Annotated in this window: 14 protein-coding genes; 5 read left to right on the forward strand and 9 right to left on the reverse strand. The window is 68.0% G+C overall.

All coding sequences use genetic code 11. The annotated features are described in order from the left end of the window. Nucleotides 1-42 precede the first annotated feature (42 nt). The 3 genes from N0B31_RS06560 to N0B31_RS06570 all read left to right on the forward strand — a co-directional run bounded on the left by N0B31_RS06560 (nt 43) and on the right by N0B31_RS06570 (nt 4,797). On the forward strand, nt 43-951 hold the full coding sequence (locus N0B31_RS06560; RefSeq protein ID WP_260595062.1) for an MBL fold metallo-hydrolase: 909 nt from the start codon (nt 43-45) through the stop codon (nt 949-951). A gap of 93 nt (nt 952-1,044) precedes the next feature. Further along, nucleotides 1,045-3,021, forward strand: a complete 1,977-nt coding sequence (locus N0B31_RS06565) for a cation:proton antiporter domain-containing protein (protein ID WP_260595064.1) — start codon at nt 1,045-1,047, stop codon at nt 3,019-3,021. Nucleotides 3,022-3,099: 78 nt separating this feature from the next. Beyond that, nucleotides 3,100-4,797 (forward strand): aldehyde ferredoxin oxidoreductase family protein, encoded by a 1,698-nt coding sequence (locus tag N0B31_RS06570; RefSeq protein WP_260595065.1) that lies wholly within the window; start codon nt 3,100-3,102, stop codon nt 4,795-4,797. Between the two features lie 46 nt (nt 4,798-4,843). On the opposite strand, the gene N0B31_RS06575 is transcribed toward N0B31_RS06570, so the two are convergent. The 5 genes from N0B31_RS06575 to N0B31_RS06595 all read right to left on the reverse strand — a co-directional run bounded on the left by N0B31_RS06575 (nt 4,844) and on the right by N0B31_RS06595 (nt 8,651). Continuing rightward, nucleotides 4,844-5,308, reverse strand: coding sequence for a PaaI family thioesterase (locus N0B31_RS06575; RefSeq protein ID WP_260595066.1), 465 nt, complete (start codon nt 5,306-5,308; stop codon nt 4,844-4,846). Between the two features lie 53 nt (nt 5,309-5,361). Beyond that, on the reverse strand, nt 5,362-5,817 hold the full coding sequence (locus N0B31_RS06580; RefSeq protein ID WP_260595067.1) for an HTH domain-containing protein: 456 nt from the start codon (nt 5,815-5,817) through the stop codon (nt 5,362-5,364). A 182-nt stretch (nt 5,818-5,999) separates the two neighbouring features. Next, complete coding sequence (locus N0B31_RS06585) at nt 6,000-7,052, reverse strand: BtrH N-terminal domain-containing protein (protein WP_260595068.1); 1,053 nt, start codon at nt 7,050-7,052, stop codon at nt 6,000-6,002. A gap of 54 nt (nt 7,053-7,106) precedes the next feature. Next, on the reverse strand, nt 7,107-8,246 hold the full coding sequence (locus N0B31_RS06590; RefSeq protein WP_260595069.1) for a thiolase family protein: 1,140 nt from the start codon (nt 8,244-8,246) through the stop codon (nt 7,107-7,109). A gap of 102 nt (nt 8,247-8,348) precedes the next feature. After that, nucleotides 8,349-8,651 (reverse strand): DUF7526 family protein, encoded by a 303-nt coding sequence (locus tag N0B31_RS06595; RefSeq protein ID WP_260595070.1) that lies wholly within the window; start codon nt 8,649-8,651, stop codon nt 8,349-8,351. Nucleotides 8,652-8,765: 114 nt separating this feature from the next. Between N0B31_RS06595 and N0B31_RS06600 the strand changes: the two genes are divergently transcribed. Then, nucleotides 8,766-9,875: a pyridoxal-phosphate-dependent aminotransferase family protein gene (locus tag N0B31_RS06600; protein WP_260595071.1), complete on the forward strand. Its 1,110-nt coding sequence runs from the start codon at nt 8,766-8,768 to the stop codon at nt 9,873-9,875. A gap of 19 nt (nt 9,876-9,894) precedes the next feature. Here the strand turns inward: N0B31_RS06600 and N0B31_RS06605 are convergent, their stop codons facing one another. The 3 genes from N0B31_RS06605 to N0B31_RS06615 form a co-directional block, all read right to left on the reverse strand. Continuing rightward, entirely contained in the window at nt 9,895-10,263 is a 369-nt protein-coding gene (locus N0B31_RS06605; protein ID WP_260595072.1) for a hypothetical protein, read from the reverse strand. A gap of 170 nt (nt 10,264-10,433) precedes the next feature. After that, nucleotides 10,434-11,297, reverse strand: coding sequence for a 2-oxoacid:ferredoxin oxidoreductase subunit beta (locus tag N0B31_RS06610; protein ID WP_260595073.1), 864 nt, complete (start codon nt 11,295-11,297; stop codon nt 10,434-10,436). Then, nucleotides 11,294-13,066 (reverse strand): 2-oxoacid:acceptor oxidoreductase subunit alpha, encoded by a 1,773-nt coding sequence (locus tag N0B31_RS06615; protein WP_260595074.1) that lies wholly within the window; start codon nt 13,064-13,066, stop codon nt 11,294-11,296. The genes N0B31_RS06610 and N0B31_RS06615 overlap by 4 nt, the downstream gene beginning before the upstream one ends. A 166-nt stretch (nt 13,067-13,232) precedes the next feature. On the opposite strand from N0B31_RS06615, the gene N0B31_RS06620 reads away from it, so the two are divergent. Continuing rightward, nucleotides 13,233-13,886 carry an FAD-dependent oxidoreductase gene (locus tag N0B31_RS06620; RefSeq protein ID WP_260595075.1) on the forward strand — a complete coding sequence of 218 codons (654 nt, stop codon included), beginning with the start codon at nt 13,233-13,235 and terminating at the stop codon, nt 13,884-13,886. 22 nt (nt 13,887-13,908) lie between these two features. Here the strand turns inward: N0B31_RS06620 and N0B31_RS06625 are convergent, their stop codons facing one another. Then, on the reverse strand, nt 13,909-15,435 hold the full coding sequence (locus N0B31_RS06625; RefSeq protein ID WP_260595076.1) for a glutamate-cysteine ligase family protein: 1,527 nt from the start codon (nt 15,433-15,435) through the stop codon (nt 13,909-13,911). Between the last annotated feature and the right edge of the window lie 28 nt (nt 15,436-15,463).

Here is a 15,463-nt window from a genome sequence, read left to right on the forward strand (position 1 = left end):
CCCGGGCGTGGGTTTTTCTCTCCCCGCCGACGACCGAGGGGTATGGCGACTGGAGACGTCCGCGAGGTCGGGCACGGCACCACCGACCTCTACTACGTCGACACGGGGATGTTCGACATCGAGGAGTACACCTCGGTCTACCTGGTCGACGCCGAGCGCCCCGCGGTGATAGACACGGGCATCGGGACCGACACGGACCTGCTACTCGACGCGCTCGCGTCGGTCGGCGTCGCTCCCGAGGACCTCGAGGTCGTCCTCCCGACCCACGTCCACCTCGACCACGCGGGTGGGGCGGGCCACCTCGCCGAGGCGTGTCCGAACGCGGACGTGGTCGTCCACGAGAACGGCGCGCGCCACCTCGTCGACCCCTCGCGGCTCTGGGAGGGGACGAGACACGCCGTCGGCGACCAGATCCGCCACTACGCCGAGCCGGCGCCGGTCCCGGCCGACCGTGTCGTCCAGGTCCGTGACGGGTCGGCCGTCGACCTCGGCGACCGCGAACTCCGGGTCCACGACGCACCCGGCCACGCGCCGCACCAGGCGGTCGTCGAGGACCCGTCGAACGACTGCGTGTTCACGGCCGACGCGGCCGGCATCTACGTCCCCGCGCACGACGAGGTGTACCCGACGACGCCGCCGCCGAACTTCGACTTCGAGCAGGCGCTCGCGGACACCCGGATGCTCTCGCGGCTCGACCCCGACGTGCTCTGTTACTCCCACTTCGGCCCCGTGCGGACCGCGGACCGACTGGCTGAACACCTCGACGTGCTGATCGAGTGGGTCGAGGGCGTGGCGGCGGCACGCGAGGAACTCGGCGACGACGAGGCCGTCGTCGACCGGATGGTCGCCGCGACGGACCTCACGGACGCGTGGGGAGCCGACCGCGGCGGGGCGGTCGCCGAGATGGACACGCGGGGCGTGCTGCGCTACCTCGACACGCGGGAGACGTAGCCACAGAGGTGCCACGGTGGTGGATTCGACCGGGAGGGTATCGGACGGTTTTATGTCCCGGCCGTCGAACGCCCGGTCGATGGAGGTGTCTCAATGGTAGCCGCCGGTAACGAGTTCCTGATACCTATCGTGGCGGCTATCATCGGTCTCGGAGTAGGGGCGCAGATACTCTCAGACCGCTTCGAGATACCGAGTATCATCTTCCTCATCGGCGCGGGAATGGCACTGGGGCCGGAAGGGCTGGGTGTCGTCACACGGAACTCGTTCGGCAGCGCCCTGCCGGCCATCGTCGGGCTCTCGGTGGCCATCATCGTCTTCGAGGGCGCGTTCCACCTCCGGCTCGACAAGCTCAGGGAGGCACCCAGCGAGACGACCAGACTGGTCACGCTCGGCGCGGCGGTGGCCCTGCTCGGGACGGCGGCCGCGGTCCGGTTCTTCCTCGGCGCCGAGTGGGTGTTCGCCTTCCTCATCGGTGCGCTGCTCGTCGCCACGGGGCCGACGGTCATCACGCCCATCCTCGAGGTGGTCCCGGTCCGTGACCGCGTCGAGGCGGCGATGGAGACGGAGGGTATCGTGAACGACGTCACCGCGGCCATCATCGCGGTCGTCATCTTCGAGATACTGACGGTGAGCGAGGCCGGCCCGACCGGGTTCCTCCGGCTGTTCGTCGAGCGTCTCGGCATCGGGATGCTCGTCGGGGTCGTCGTCGCCCTCGTCGTGTGGTACCTGCTGCGGTACGTGGACCTCTCGCCGGGGAACGCACCCCAGAACGCGCGGCTCCTCGTGCTGGCCGGTGCGCTCGTGGCCTACGGTGCCGCCGACTTCGTGGCCGCCGAGGCCGGCGTGGCGGCCGTCGCCGTCGCCGGCATGATACTCGGCAACCTCGACGTCCCCTACGAGGAGGACATCTCGGCGTTCAAGGGAGACATCACCCTGCTGGTACTCTCGTTCGTGTTCATCGCGCTCGCGGCGCTCATCGAGTTCGACGCCCTCCTCGCGCTCGGGGTTGGCGGCGTCGCTGTCGTCGTCGCCGTCGCGCTGGTCATCCGGCCGGCGCTCGTCTTCCTGTCGACGGTCGGTGACCGGTTCACCCGCGCCGAGAAACTGTTCATGAGCTTCGTCGGGCCACGCGGTATCATCCCGGCGTCGGTCGCGACGCTGTTCGCCGTCGAACTCCAGAACGAGGCGGCGGCACTCCAGGCGGAGGCGGCGGAGGTGGCCGGGGGGTCGGCCACCGCACAGACGGTCTGTACGGCACCGACGGGGGAGGCAGCGGCGATCTGTGCGCAGGCGGCCGAGCTGACCGCCGGCTCCGAGCTGCTCGTGGGCACAGTCTTCCTCGTCATCTTGGCCACGGTCGTGTTCGAGGGCGGCCTGGCACGGAAGATCGCGGAGTTCCTCGACGTCATACCAATGCGTGTACTCGTCATCGGAGGCGGGCAGGTGGGTCGCGAACTCGCCGACCGTCTCGAAGACCGTGGAGAGAACGTCGTCATCATCGAGGTGGACGAGGAGATGGTCGAGGTGACCCGCAACGAGGGGCACACCGTCCACATCGGCGACGGCACCGACACCGACGTGCTGCAGTCGGCCGGTGCCGGCAACGCCTCCATCCTCGTCGCCGCCACCGGTGACGACGACGTGAACCTCCTCGTGGCACAGCTCGCGAACTCAAAGTTCGACATCGAGACGGTCATCGCTCGGGCGAACAACCCGGACAACGTCGAGGCGTTCGAGGACCTGGGGGTCCGGACCATCTCCTCGGCCCTGGCCACCGCGCAGGCCATGGACAACGCCATCGAGCGGCCGGCGCTCGCCCGCTGGACGGGTGAACTCGGCCGCTCCGGCGACGTCCAGGAGGTCGAGGTGACCAGCGAGGAACTGGTCGGGCGCACGGTCCGGGAGATCGGGCCGGAACTCCCGTCGTCGGTCCTCATCGCGCTGGTCGCCCGCGGCGACGACGTGAAGGTCCCCGACGCGGAGTTCACCCTGCAGGAGGGCGACCGCATCACCCTCATCGGCGACCGCGAGGGCGTCCGCAGCGCGATGAAGTTCTGTAACCCGGAGTGAGCGGAACCACGTGACGGCGGCGGGGGGCCTCGCGTGCGTGGCAATCAGTTTATGTCGGGGGCATCCCACCCTGGTATCATGCTCCACACCGAGGGCCCACTGCTGAGTATCGACGTCGGGACCCGCGAGACGGCCGAGGAGGACGTCTCCGACGTCCTCGAATCGTTCATCGGTGGTCGCGGCGTCGGGACGAAGTTGGCGCACGACCGTATCCCGTTCGACGCCGACCCGTTCGGCCCGGAGAACCGCCTCTTCTTCGCCACCGGCCCGCTACAGGCCTCGCGGATGTCGTTCACCGGCCGGATGAGTGCGACGGCGCTCTCACCGCTCACGAACGGCCTGCTCTCCTCGAACGCCGGCGGCTTCATGTCCCGACCGTTCGCGGCCACCGGGTACTCCGTGGTCGAGGTGACCGGCGCGAGCGACGAACTCGTCGGCGTCCACGTCACCGACGAGGGCGTCGAGTTCGTCGAGTGCCCGGAACTCGAACAGCGTGGGGTCGACGACACCATCGAGTACCTGCAGGACGAACACGACATCGACGACACGCAGGCGGCCATCGTCGGGCCGGCGGGCGAGAACCGGGTCCGGTTCGCCAGCATCATCACGAGCGAGCACCGGGCGTTCGGCCGTGGTGGGCTGGGTGCGGTCCTCGGCGCGAAGAACGTCAAGTACCTGACCTTCGACGGGGACTCGGCACCGGAGATCGATATCGACGCCGAGGTGTCCTCGACGGTCCACAAGGAGGCCGCCGAGTCCGGCAGTCCGATGAAGGACGCCGGCACGGTGTCGGTCTCCTCCTACGCCAACGCGGTCGGGGCGCTCCCGACCAAGTACTTCTCGGAACTCTCGTACGACAAGGTGGACGACATCGGCGGCCCGGCGGTCGTCGAGCACAAGTACAAGAAGGCGACCTGCTCGCAGTGTGCGTTCGCGTGCAAACTCCCGACGAAGGACGAGGAGAGCGGCTTCACCACCGAGGGCCCGGAGTACGAGACGGTGATGTCGTTCGGGTCGAACCTGCTGGAGGACGACTTCGTCGCCCTGATGAAGTCCAACGACATGTGTGACGACCTCGGGATGGACACCATCTCCTGTGGCGACGTCATCGGCGCGTACATCGCCAGCGAGGACGAGGGCTGGGGCGACTCCGAGCTGGTCCACGAACTCGTCGAGAAGATCGCCTACCGCGAGGGCATCGGCGACACGCTCGCCGAGGGCGTCGCGCGCTGTCACGAGGAGCTGGGCGTCGAGAACTGGTCGATGAAGGGGATGGAGTTCTCGGCACACGACGGCCGCACCCTCAACGGGCAGGGCCTCGCGTTCGCCACCTCGAACCGCGGCGCGGACCACATGTACGCCGAGATGTACCAGCTCGAGTACCCGCTCGTGGCGCCGAAGAAGGCCCTCGACAAGGAGGGGGTCGCCGGGAAGGCAGACCGCCTCGTCGAGCAGGAGAACAAGAACGCCGTCCACGACGCCGGTGTCCTCTGCAAGTTCTCCACCTCGAACATGAGCGAGGAGCGCTACGAGGCGCTGCTGGACGCCGACTGGGAGGACCTGCTCGCGGTCGGCGGGCGCATCGTCGAACTGGAGCGGCACTTCAACAACGCGCGGGGGATGGACCGCGCCGACGACGAGGCGCTCCCGTACGACCTGGAGGGACTCGCCGATGAGCTGTCGAACTACTACGAACTCCGTGGCTGGAACGACGACGGCACCGTGCCCGACGCCCGCGTGGGCGGGGGGTCCGACGCGGCCCCGGCCGACGACTGAGCGGCCAACGTGGCCCGTCCGCTCGCGCACTCGCTCTCTCGCCGCCTCACTCGGCGCGCTCCGACCCGTCGAGGCCCGCCTCCGACCGGTCGACGCCGGTCGTCCACGGCGTCTCGTCGTCACCGCCGCCCGTCTTGTAGACGCCGCGCGCCTCCGCGATGTGGGTGTCCGTCTCGTCCGTGACGACGACGTCGACGGTGGCGACGCTGTTGCCGTTCCGGACCACGTCCGCCTCGGCGTGGAGCTCCTCGCCGGTCGCCGGGGTGAGGTAGTCTATCCGCATGTCGATCGTCGGCGTGATTCGTCCGTTGGCGGAGACGGCCGCGGCACCGCCGACGGTGTCGGCCAGCGAGTACGCCACGCCACCGTGGGCGATCATCCCCTGTGGGTTCGAGGAGTGCCAGTCCTCGAGGGACAGGTGGCCGCGCGCGTGGCCGTCCGCCGCTTCGGCGATCTCGATGCCGAGTTCGCGGGCGAACGGTATCCACTCGAACACCTCTGTCGGGTCCATGTGCGGCGTAGAGCAGGGGGTGAGAAATGTACTGCGGCCGCGGCCCGGAGACGCTACTCCGAGACGGGGGCGACGACGCGCTTCTGCTCGTCCGCGAGGAGTCCCTCGATGCGGTCGAGGACGTCGACGAGGTCGCCGTCCACGCGGGCCGGTGCGACGAACGCCAGGCGTCCGTCGTGGAACTCGGAGAGACAGAGCGTAGGGAACCGCACGCGGGTGTACTGCTGGTCGGTGAACCGGCACTCGACCTGCTCCTGCTCGAAGTACGGGGCGACGCTGGCGTCGACCTCGCTCGCCCAGTCCCGGATGTCGGCGACGCGACTCGCCATCTCCCGACCGACGGGTGTCGACGCGGCCGCCGACGTCGGCGTGAACGTCTCCCCCGTGACGAACACGTCGTACTCGTGGAGGGTACCTTGTTCGACGGCACGGTCGAGGCCCTCGACGGCGCGGTCGAGGAGCGGCTGTGCGTCCTCAGATATCGAGCGCACCCCGAGCTCGACGGTCAAATGGGGCTCGTCGGCGGGGCGTCCTTCGGCGACACTCTTGCTGGCGGCGGGGCCGAACTGGGGAGATGGAGTGGGGCTGGTCGGCATGCGAATCTCGTTCGATGGATGACCACTCTGCGTTATCAACCTGAGGTAGCCTCCGGTTATCGGGGTAGGGTCGGCAATCTCCACAGACGGGAGTTTCAGGGCCGTTGAAGGGTACTCAGGGTCTCCCGGTAGAAGCGTTCTTCTCTGTCCGCGAGCGATGAGAGCAGGTTGCTCGACTTGGAGAGGTAGCCCGGCAGGTCGAACACCTCCGGGGTCTCGCTGGCCTCCGAGAGCAGGTCGGCGACCCGGTGCCACACCCCCTCGATGTCGTACATCTCGTCCGCGAACCCGACGAGGCCCACCTCGGCGCCCACCTCGTCCAGGAACCCGGTGTAGAGCGTGCGGAAACAGGCCCCGCCGGTCCCCCGTCGTTCGATGTTCTGGTAGGCGAACCGGACGGTCCAGTGCGGGTCAGCGAGCGCCGTCCAGTCGGCGATGTCCTGTGCGAGCGCGCGGATGCCGGGCACCCCGTGGGCTCCCCACTCCGGGACCGACCGCGTGGCGTCCTCGGGGTCCAGCATGTAGGTGGCCGTCTCGCGGATGGCGTCGTGGGCTGCCGCGTCCCGGTCGACCGTCGGGTCGCCTTCCACGAAGAGGTACCGGTTCGAGAGCGGGATGGCCGCCTTCGACGACATCGCCGCCGCCAGCGAGGAGAGGGGGAGGCGCTGGACGTCCTCGAACTCCGAATCCGCACAGTAGACGATTCCTCGTCCCGCGTCCGGGTCGGCGTTCGTCACCTCCCGGCCCGGCACCGTCTCGTCGTAGCCCACGAGCAACAGCGAGTGGGGTGCGAAGTGCGTGTCCGTGTCGTAGTAGTCGAGGTGGTAGATGTCGGTGAACACCATCACCGGGTCGCCGCCGTCGAGCGCGGCCTTCATCGCGGCCCACGTCTCGGCCCAGTCGGCCCCCTCGGTGTGCGTGTGGGGGATGCCGAGGTTCTCGAAGAACGCGGCTTCGAGCCAGAGTGGCCGGCCGAAGAAGGTGCGTTCGGGCGGGTCCTCGGTGGCGAAGAAGGTGAACCCCAGTCCCGAGGCCAACCCGAAGCAGGTGGGTTCGTCGTGGCCCCAGCCGTAGAAGTTCGAGAGGTTCCGGAGCGAGGTGGACCCGCAGTGCTCGCCCGGGGCGTGGTCGTACGCGGAGAGTCGCATACTCGAGGGTGGGCGGCAGGTGCGAAAGAAGGTTCGGTGTCGGGGGTCGCTCCGTCAGTTCGGGAGCGTGAACTCGATGGCCGCACCCTGCCCGAAGCCGACACACTCCGTGGCGAGGCCACGCTGCGCGTCGCGCTTGATCATCTCGTGGATGAGCGTCACGGGCAGGCGAGCACCGGTCGCACCCAGCGGGTGGCCCAGGGCGATGGCGCCGCCGTTCACGTTGTAGATGTCGTCGTCGAAGCCGAGTTCCTGCTGGCAGTAGAGACACTGCGAGGCGAACGCCTCGTTGAGTTCGACGAGGTCGTAGTCGTCCGCGGTGGTGCCCGAGCGCTCGAACAGTTCCTCACACGCCGGGATGGGACCGATGCCCATGACCTCGGGCTCGACGCCGGCGACGGCGTTGTTGCCGACCTCCGCGAGGACGTCGAGGTCGTGCTCCTCGGCGAACCCGCGCGAGGTGAGCATCAGCGCGGCCGCGCCGTCCGTGATCTGCGAGGCGTTGCCGGGCGTGACGGTGCCGTCGGCCTTGAAGACGGTCGGGAGGCCGGCGAGCTTCTCCGCGGTCGTGCCGGGGCGGATGCCCTGGTCCTCGGTGACGACCTCCTCGCCGTTGTCGACGGGGACGATCTCGTCGTCGAAGCGGCCCTCCTCGGTGGCAGCGGCGGCGCGCTGCTGCGAGCGGGCGGCGAACTCGTCCTGTGCCTCGCGCGAGACGTCGTAGCGCTCGGCGACCTCCTCGGCGGTCATCCCCATCTGGAGCGCCGCGAGGTTGTAGTCCTCGTTCATCCGGGGGTGCATCTCCGTGTTGGCGCCCATCTTCACGCGGGACATGTTCTCGACGCCGCCCGCGATGAGGCAGTCACGCTGGCCCGCACGGATGGCGTCGGCGGCCGAGATGACGGCCTGTGCCGACGAGGCACACCAGCGGTTGATGGTCGTCGCCGGAACCGACTCACCGAGGTCCGACAGCAGCGAGATGATGCGGGCCATGTTGTTGCCCTGCTCGCTGCGCTGCTGCGCACAGCCCCACATCAGGTCGTCCACGTCCTCGCTGTCGACACCCGTCTCCGCCAGGATGTCGTCGATGACGGCCGCCGAGAGGTCCTCGCTCCGCACGTCCGCGAACACGCCGTCCTCCTTGCCGAAGGGCGTCCGCTTCGCCGAGACCACGACTGGGTCGTTGTCGCTCATACACCGGAGCGTCGGACTCCCCCATGATAAACACTGCAGAATCAGGCGAGTGTGCCGCCCCCGTTCACCGGGCGCGGAGCCGTCGTCCGGTGGCGTCGGCTGTCAGTTGCCGACCGTCTCGAGCGCCGTCGCCTCGTAGACGCCGCCGATGTCCGTCTCGCGGACCGTCGCGGTCACCTCGCTCCCCTCGGCGGCCGCGTCGTCGCTCACGAGCGTGATGGCCTCGATGGGCCGACGGGTGAGGAACGACGTCACCCGCTCGAACCACGAGGGAGAACCACCCTTCCGGCAGACGAGGACGTATCGCGACTCCGCCAGCGTCCGCAGTTCGGCGTCCAGTTCGTACTCGTCGAGTTCCGCGGGGTCGACCACGTGGACGACCTCGCCGCGGAGCGTCTCGGCCATGTGGACGCGACGCCCCGAGCGCGGATGTGTCTTTCCGGTCGACCGTGTCACCGACCCTGTCGCGACCACAAGTACCTTGCCGGACCCCCGCCGTCACTCACGTACTCAGCTACCATGGAGAAATCGGAGTACACGGACGACTACCCGGAGAAGCGGCTCTACCTCCCCGGCCCGACGGAGGTGCGCGAGGACGTCATCGAGGCGATGGCCCAGCCGATGTTCGGTCACCGGATGGACCGGATGACCGACCTCTACACGACCATCGTCGAGGACACCAAGGAGTTCCTCGGGACCACGAACGACGTCGTCGTGCTCTCGGCGTCGGGGACGGAGTTCTGGGAGGCCACGACGCTCAACCTCGTCGACGAGCACATGGCCGTCGGCACGTGCGGCAGTTTCAGCGAACGGCAGGCCAACGTCGCCGAACGGCTCGGCAAGGACGTCGACCGGCTGGCGTACGACTGGGGCGAGGCGGTCAAGCCCGAGGACGTTCGCGAGTTCCTGGAGGAGAGCGAGAAGACCTACGACGCGTTCGGCACCGTGATGAACGAGACGTCGACCGGCGTCCGCAACCCCATCGAAGAGATCGGCGAGGTGCTGCAGGACTTCCCGGACACCTACTTCGTCGTCGACGCCATCTCCTGTCTCGGCGGCGACGAGATAGACATCGAGGCCGCGGGCATCGACGCCATCTTCACGTCCACGCAGAAGGCGTTCGCCATGCCGCCGGGCCTCGCCGTCTGCGCGGTGAGCGACGACGCCTACGAGCGCGAACTCGAGAAGGACAGCGCCTCGTGGTACGGCGGGTTCCAGCGCACCATCGACTACTACGAGCGCAAGGGACAGACCCACTCCACGCCGGCCATCCCCATCATGCTCGCCTACCGCAAGCAGATGAAGCACATGCTGGAGGAGGGCCACACGGCCCGCGACCAGCGCCACCGGGAGATGGCCGAGTACACCCGCGAGTGGGCACGCGAGCACTTCGACGTGTTCCCCGAGGCAGGCTACGAGTCACAGACGGTGACCTGCGTCGAGAACACGCGTGGCATCGACGTGGCCGCCACGATAGACGAGGTCAGCGAGAAGTACGACTTCGTGTTCTCGAACGGCTACGGCTCGCAGCTCGGCGAGAAGACGTTCCGCATCGGGCACATGGGTGAGCACGACCTCGAGAGTATCGAGGAACTCACGGACGCCATCGAGGACGTCGCCGGGTTGTAACCGCTGTCAGCTATCCCCGTCAGCACGGCGCGACCGTATCGCCTCGGACTCGGTCGGTCCCGGCCCCCGACACTCGGTAGGTCGCCTCCGAGTACGTGTCACCGACTAACTCCCCATCTTCCGTCTCCTCCACGACGTAGTAGGGGACTCTGACATCGACGAGGATCCCACCCACTTCGGCCCCGACCACGGACGACTCGGGAGCGACGACCGGGGCAACGCCGATACCGTAGTCGCTGAGGCAGTGGGCACTGGCCAACTGCGCGTCGAGATAGGCTTCCTCCGCGGCGAATGCGCGATTCTCGCTCGCCTCTACGGCGGAAAAGCCCACGCCGAGAAGCAGGAGCGAGAGGACCAGGCCGACTGCCAGTTCTCGTCTGGAGGGCATCTAACAGGGAGTACCGAAAACGGCGGTGAATACTTCGGGTCGCTGTGCTGTCGCGGTGACCACCAGCACACTCACCCGCTGCGAGGGCCGAAGGCCCGAGCAGCGCCTTTTTCATCGACGTTTTTGCGCGAGCGGTCGGCCGAAGGCCGACCCGAGCGGAAAATGGTCGTTTAGTAGAACTCTCTGACCAGGTCCATCATGTCCTCGGGCGGCTCGTCGCCGATGTCGTTCATCGGCCCCTCGATGCCCTCGCGCTGCTCGAAGCCGACGGAGGAGTCGTCCTGGTAGATGACGCCCTGGTACTCCTTGTCGCGGTCCATGATCTTGTCCTTCGCGGCGTCGTAGTCGCTCGGGTCGTGGTCCTCCTCGCCGAGGTCCACGAGCGAGTCGCGGAAGTAGTCGTACGTGTCGACGTCGTTGAACGTGACACACGGCGAGAACACGTTGACGAAGCCGAAGCCGTCGTGCTCGATGGCCTTCTGGACGATCTCCGCGTGACGCTGCGCGTCGGAGGAGAACGACTGGGCGATGAACGTGCCGCCGGCGGCGAGCGCGAGCGCGAGCGGGTTGACCGGCTGCTGGTTCGTCCCGTCCGGGCTCGTCGAGGTCTCGAAGTCCTCGCGGCTGGTCGGCGAGAACTGCCCCTTCGTCAGCCCGTAGATGCGGTTGTCCATGACGACGTAGGTCATGTCGACGTTCCGGCGGACGGCGTGGACGAAGTGGCCAGCACCGATGGAGTAGCCGTCGCCGTCACCGCCGGCGACCATCACTTCCAGTTCGGGGTTGGCCATCTTCACGCCCGTGCCGACCGGGAGCGCGCGACCGTGGACGCCGTGGAGCGCGTAGCTGTGCATGTACGTCCCGATCTTGCCAGAGCAACCGATACCCGCGACGACGAACGTGTTGTCGGGGTCGTTGCCCGTCTCGGCGAGGGCCTTCATCATGCCGTTCATCGTCCCGAAGTCGCCACAACCGGGACACCACGTGGGCTGTGCGTCGGACTTGAAATCCGTGAATCGAACGTTTGAGCTCATTCTGCTTCCACCTCCTCGGCCGCCGCCTGACCGAGTTCTTCCTTGATTCGCTGTGCGAGTTCGTCCGCCTTGAACCGCACGCCTGTGTACTTGTTGATACGTTTCACGCGCTGGAGCGTGTCGTGCTCGAGCACGTCCGCCCACTGACCGGTGGCGTTACACTCGACGACGATGACGTCGTCGGCCTGCTCGAACGCCTCGTTCAGGTCCGCCCGCGGGAAGATGTAGGGCGTCGAGAGGAACCGGATGGAGATGTCGTCCTCCTCGAGGAAGTCCATCGCCTCGCGGATGGCGCCCTCGTTCGAACCCCACGAGACGACGAGCGTGTCGGCGTCCGGGTCGCCGAACTCACGCGGCGACCAGTCCTCGCGCTCCCGGGCGGTCTGGACCTTGCGCTCGCGTTTCTCGACCTGTTCGACGCGGACCTCCGTGTCCTCGGTCCGACGACCGAGTTCGTCGTGTTCGAGGCCGGTCGTCATGTGGGCGCCGCCCTCGACGCCGGGGAAGGTGCGTGGCGAGATGCCGTCCTCGGTCGCGGCGTGCGGGGTGAACTGACCCTGGTCGTTGGTGTTGTCCTCGATGCCCCCGGCGTCGACGACGTTGCCGCGGTCGATCTCGACCTCGCTCATGTCGAACGTGTCGGGCGAGAACGTCTGCTCGGAGACGGCGAGCGCGAGGTCCGAGACCAGATAGACCGGGGTCTGGTACTTCTCGGCCATGTTGAACGCCTCGACGGTCTTCCAGAAGCACTCCGAGACCGTCGTGGGGGCGATGACGAACCGCGGTATCTCGCCGTGGCCACCGTAGAGCGTCATGTTCAGGTCGCCCTGTTCCTGCTTCGTCGGCATCCCCGTGGAGGGGCCGGAGCGCATCACGTCACAGATGACCAGCGGCGTCTCCGTCTGGGCGATGAGGCCGAACGTCTCGCTCATCAGGTCGATACCCGGCCCGGAGGTGGCGGTCATCGAACGGGCGCCGGCGCGCGCGGCACCGAGCGCCATGTTGATGGCCGAGAGTTCGTCCTCGGCCTGGACGACCTTCCCACCGTAGCGGTCGATGCGGCCGACGAGGTACTGCATCACGTCCGTCGCGGGCGTGATGGGGTACCCGGCGTAGAACCGACAGCCGGCGGCGAGCGCGCCCATCCCGATGGCCTCGTCGCCGTTGAGGAGGACGTAGTCCTCGTCGGTCGTCTCCATGTTGTAGTCCGTGTCGAGGTCGTACTCCTCGCGGACGTACTCGGCGCCGAGTCGGGCGGCCTTCTTGTTCGTGTCGACGATGGAACTCCCCTTGTCGCCGAAGCGCTTCTGGAGCGCCTCGTCGAGGTTCTCGATGGGGAAGTCGCCGACCTCACACGCCGCGCCGAGCGCGACGATGTTGCGGACGATGGCGCCGCCGGCCTCCTCGGCCAGCCCCTTCAGGGGCACGTCGAGGCCGATCATCCCCTCGGGGGCCTCGAAGTCGCTCATCATCGTGCGCTCGCCGTCGTAGATGATGACCGACCCTTCGTGGAGTTCGTCCATGTTCTCGTCGACGGTGCGCTGGGTCAGGGCGATGAGGATGTCGAGCCGGTCGACGACACTCTCCACCCGGTCCACGGACGTGCGAATCTTGTAGGCGGTGTACCCACCTCGAATGCGGGACGCGAAGTCCTTCGAGGTGAAGACGTGACGCCCGGCCCGCGAGAGCGCCTGGGCGAATATCTTCCCGGTGGAGTCGATGCCGTCGCCGGCTTCGCCACCGATGGCCCAGTTCAGGTCCTCTGGCATACTGCTTCGGCGTTCCTCGCGCCGCACGTTAAGCCTTCTGAATATTGCCACCACAACCGGCAACGGGGACCGCGTTTACCCACCGTCCGGGCGGTCTCACGCGAGGTGTCGGACGGTCCCGTGACCGAAACGAAACACCGTTGGGCAGGGGCCGTCCAGACCACGTATGGACCAGACTGCCGTTCGAGTGGCCGCGGTGCGTGACTGTGGCCCCGACGCCGTCGCCATCGAGTTCGAGACGCCGGCGGGGTTCGACGCCCGCCCCGGCCAGTTCGTGAAACTGACCGCCACCCTCGAGGGCGAGGACGTCTCCCGGTTCTACACCATCTCCTCGCCGGACGTCGACGACACCTTCGAGACCACCGTCGGGTACGACCCCGACGAGGGCGGCCCGTTCAGCGAGTACCTGCTGGCCATCGAGGCCGGCGACGAGGTGACGCTGGCCGGCCCGTTCGGCAACGACTACTACGAGGACGAACCCCGCGTCGTCGTCCTCGCCGGCGGCCCCGGCATCGGCCCGGCGGTCGGCATCGCCGAGCGCGCCATCGCCGACGGGGGCGAGGCAGCTGTGGTCTACGTCGACGACCAGCCGCTCCACGAGGACCGACTCGCCACGCTCGCCGAGCACGGTGCGACGGTGGAGACGTACGGGCAGGACGACGAGGATGCGTTCGGCACGGCCGTCCAGGACGTGCTCACCGGGGGCGAGGGCGAGCAGGTGTTCGTCTACGGCTTCGCCGACTTCCTCGAGCGTGCCGAGGCCGCCATCGAGGCCGCGGGTGGGGAGTACGACGAGGCGAAGGCCGAGAACTTCGGCTGAACGGCACCTGCCGCGGGCGACGTCACTCTGCGGCGACCCCTACATCCGGCCATTCCGAGAAACACCCGTCGAAGAACGTCTCACGCTGCCGGGCGAGGTACTCCCGCTGGGCCGCGTGTATCGCCTCGGTGATGGACGCTCCCGCCTCGAGTCGGGCCGCGACCTGTGACCGCTTCCACGCCGCCGGCGTTCGCCGTCGTCGCGCCCGGTCACGCAACGGCTCGACCCACTCGGCCGCTCGGTCCTCGGAGAGCCCACACTCGACGAGGCCGGCGGTGGCCGTCTCGAGGAGGTCGTCGAGACACTCGGCGACGTCGGTCGTCGTCTCCCCCTCGGCGGTGATGTAGGTGACGTCGCCGTCCATGCCCTCCCGTGCGGCCGCGTAGAAGTTCTCTCTCGCCTGTTCCCACGGGAGGTCGGCGACCGGGTGGTCGGTCGACGGGAAGCCGGTCATCGCGCCCGCGAAGGCGGCGAGGAACGCCGTGGTGTCGCGGAGCGTCGGCTGCCCGGGGAGCGGACGGAACTCGATACGGGCGTTCGCGGCGGCCTTCGACGACCCGTCGAAGACGGGTCGGACCCACCGCCAGAAACTCCCGTGTTTGTGGCGGAAGTGGACGAACTCGTCGTCGAACCGTTCACCAGCCGTGATGGCGGCCGGCACGAGCACGCGGTCCTCGACGATACGGTCGACCGCGTCGCGTGGCCGGTCGACGTCGGCCGGGAACCGCACCTTCGCGGGGCCGTCGGACGGGTTCATCATGTCCTCGTACACGGGGATGCGGTTCTCCATCCAGCCGTCCTGGAGCACGGTCCGCGGGTCCGGGTCGTCGTACAGGTCCGGCGGGAACAACGGAGAGTTCACCCCGAGTGCCAGCATCGGCCCGGCGATGCGGAGGGCGTAGCCGAAGTACCGGGGGAGGTCGGCCGCCCGCTGGAGCTGGAAGTGCGGTTGGATGGACGTGGTGAGGCTCACGGGGCCCGGGTTGTCGGCCTCGAGGGTCACCCCGGGGACGTCGATGTGCCCACCGATCCTCCGCGCGCTGCTGGCGAACCCGTGGTACCGGACCGCGTTGCTCACGTTGATGGCCAGGACGAGTCCCTCCTCGTGGGTCGCCTCCAGCAGGTACGACCGGGTCGAGTGGTCGGTCGGGCCGATGGTCCACATCCCGTCGCTCACGAGCCTGATGCCGTGGTCGGCGGTCCACTCCTCGGTCGCCGTGAGCTTCGCCTCCAGCTCCTTCGCCATCGCGTCGAGGCCGGCCTCGTTGCACGGCTGGACGCTACTCGTGAGTTCGGTGTTGTGGAGCCCCAGTTCCTTCTCGAACCCCAGGAACTGCAGCAGCGACCGGTGGACGCGCCGGATGCTGCCGTCCGTCTCGTCCACGGCGTAGAACTCGTACTCGAGGCCGACGGTCGTCTGTGGGTTGTCGAAGGTCCCCGCCTCGAGGTGTTCGATCACGAAGTCTCCCTCGGCTCGCACCTGTGCCTCGAACTCGTCGAACGATATCTCACGGGACGCCATCAGCCGGTCAACCGGATTGTCAGTCATTGACAAGGTTGATGGCCGTTCGAGCTAA

Source organism: Salinirubellus salinus (assembly GCF_025231485.1).
In the GTDB taxonomy this organism is placed as follows: domain Archaea; phylum Halobacteriota; class Halobacteria; order Halobacteriales; family Haloarculaceae; genus Salinirubellus; species Salinirubellus salinus.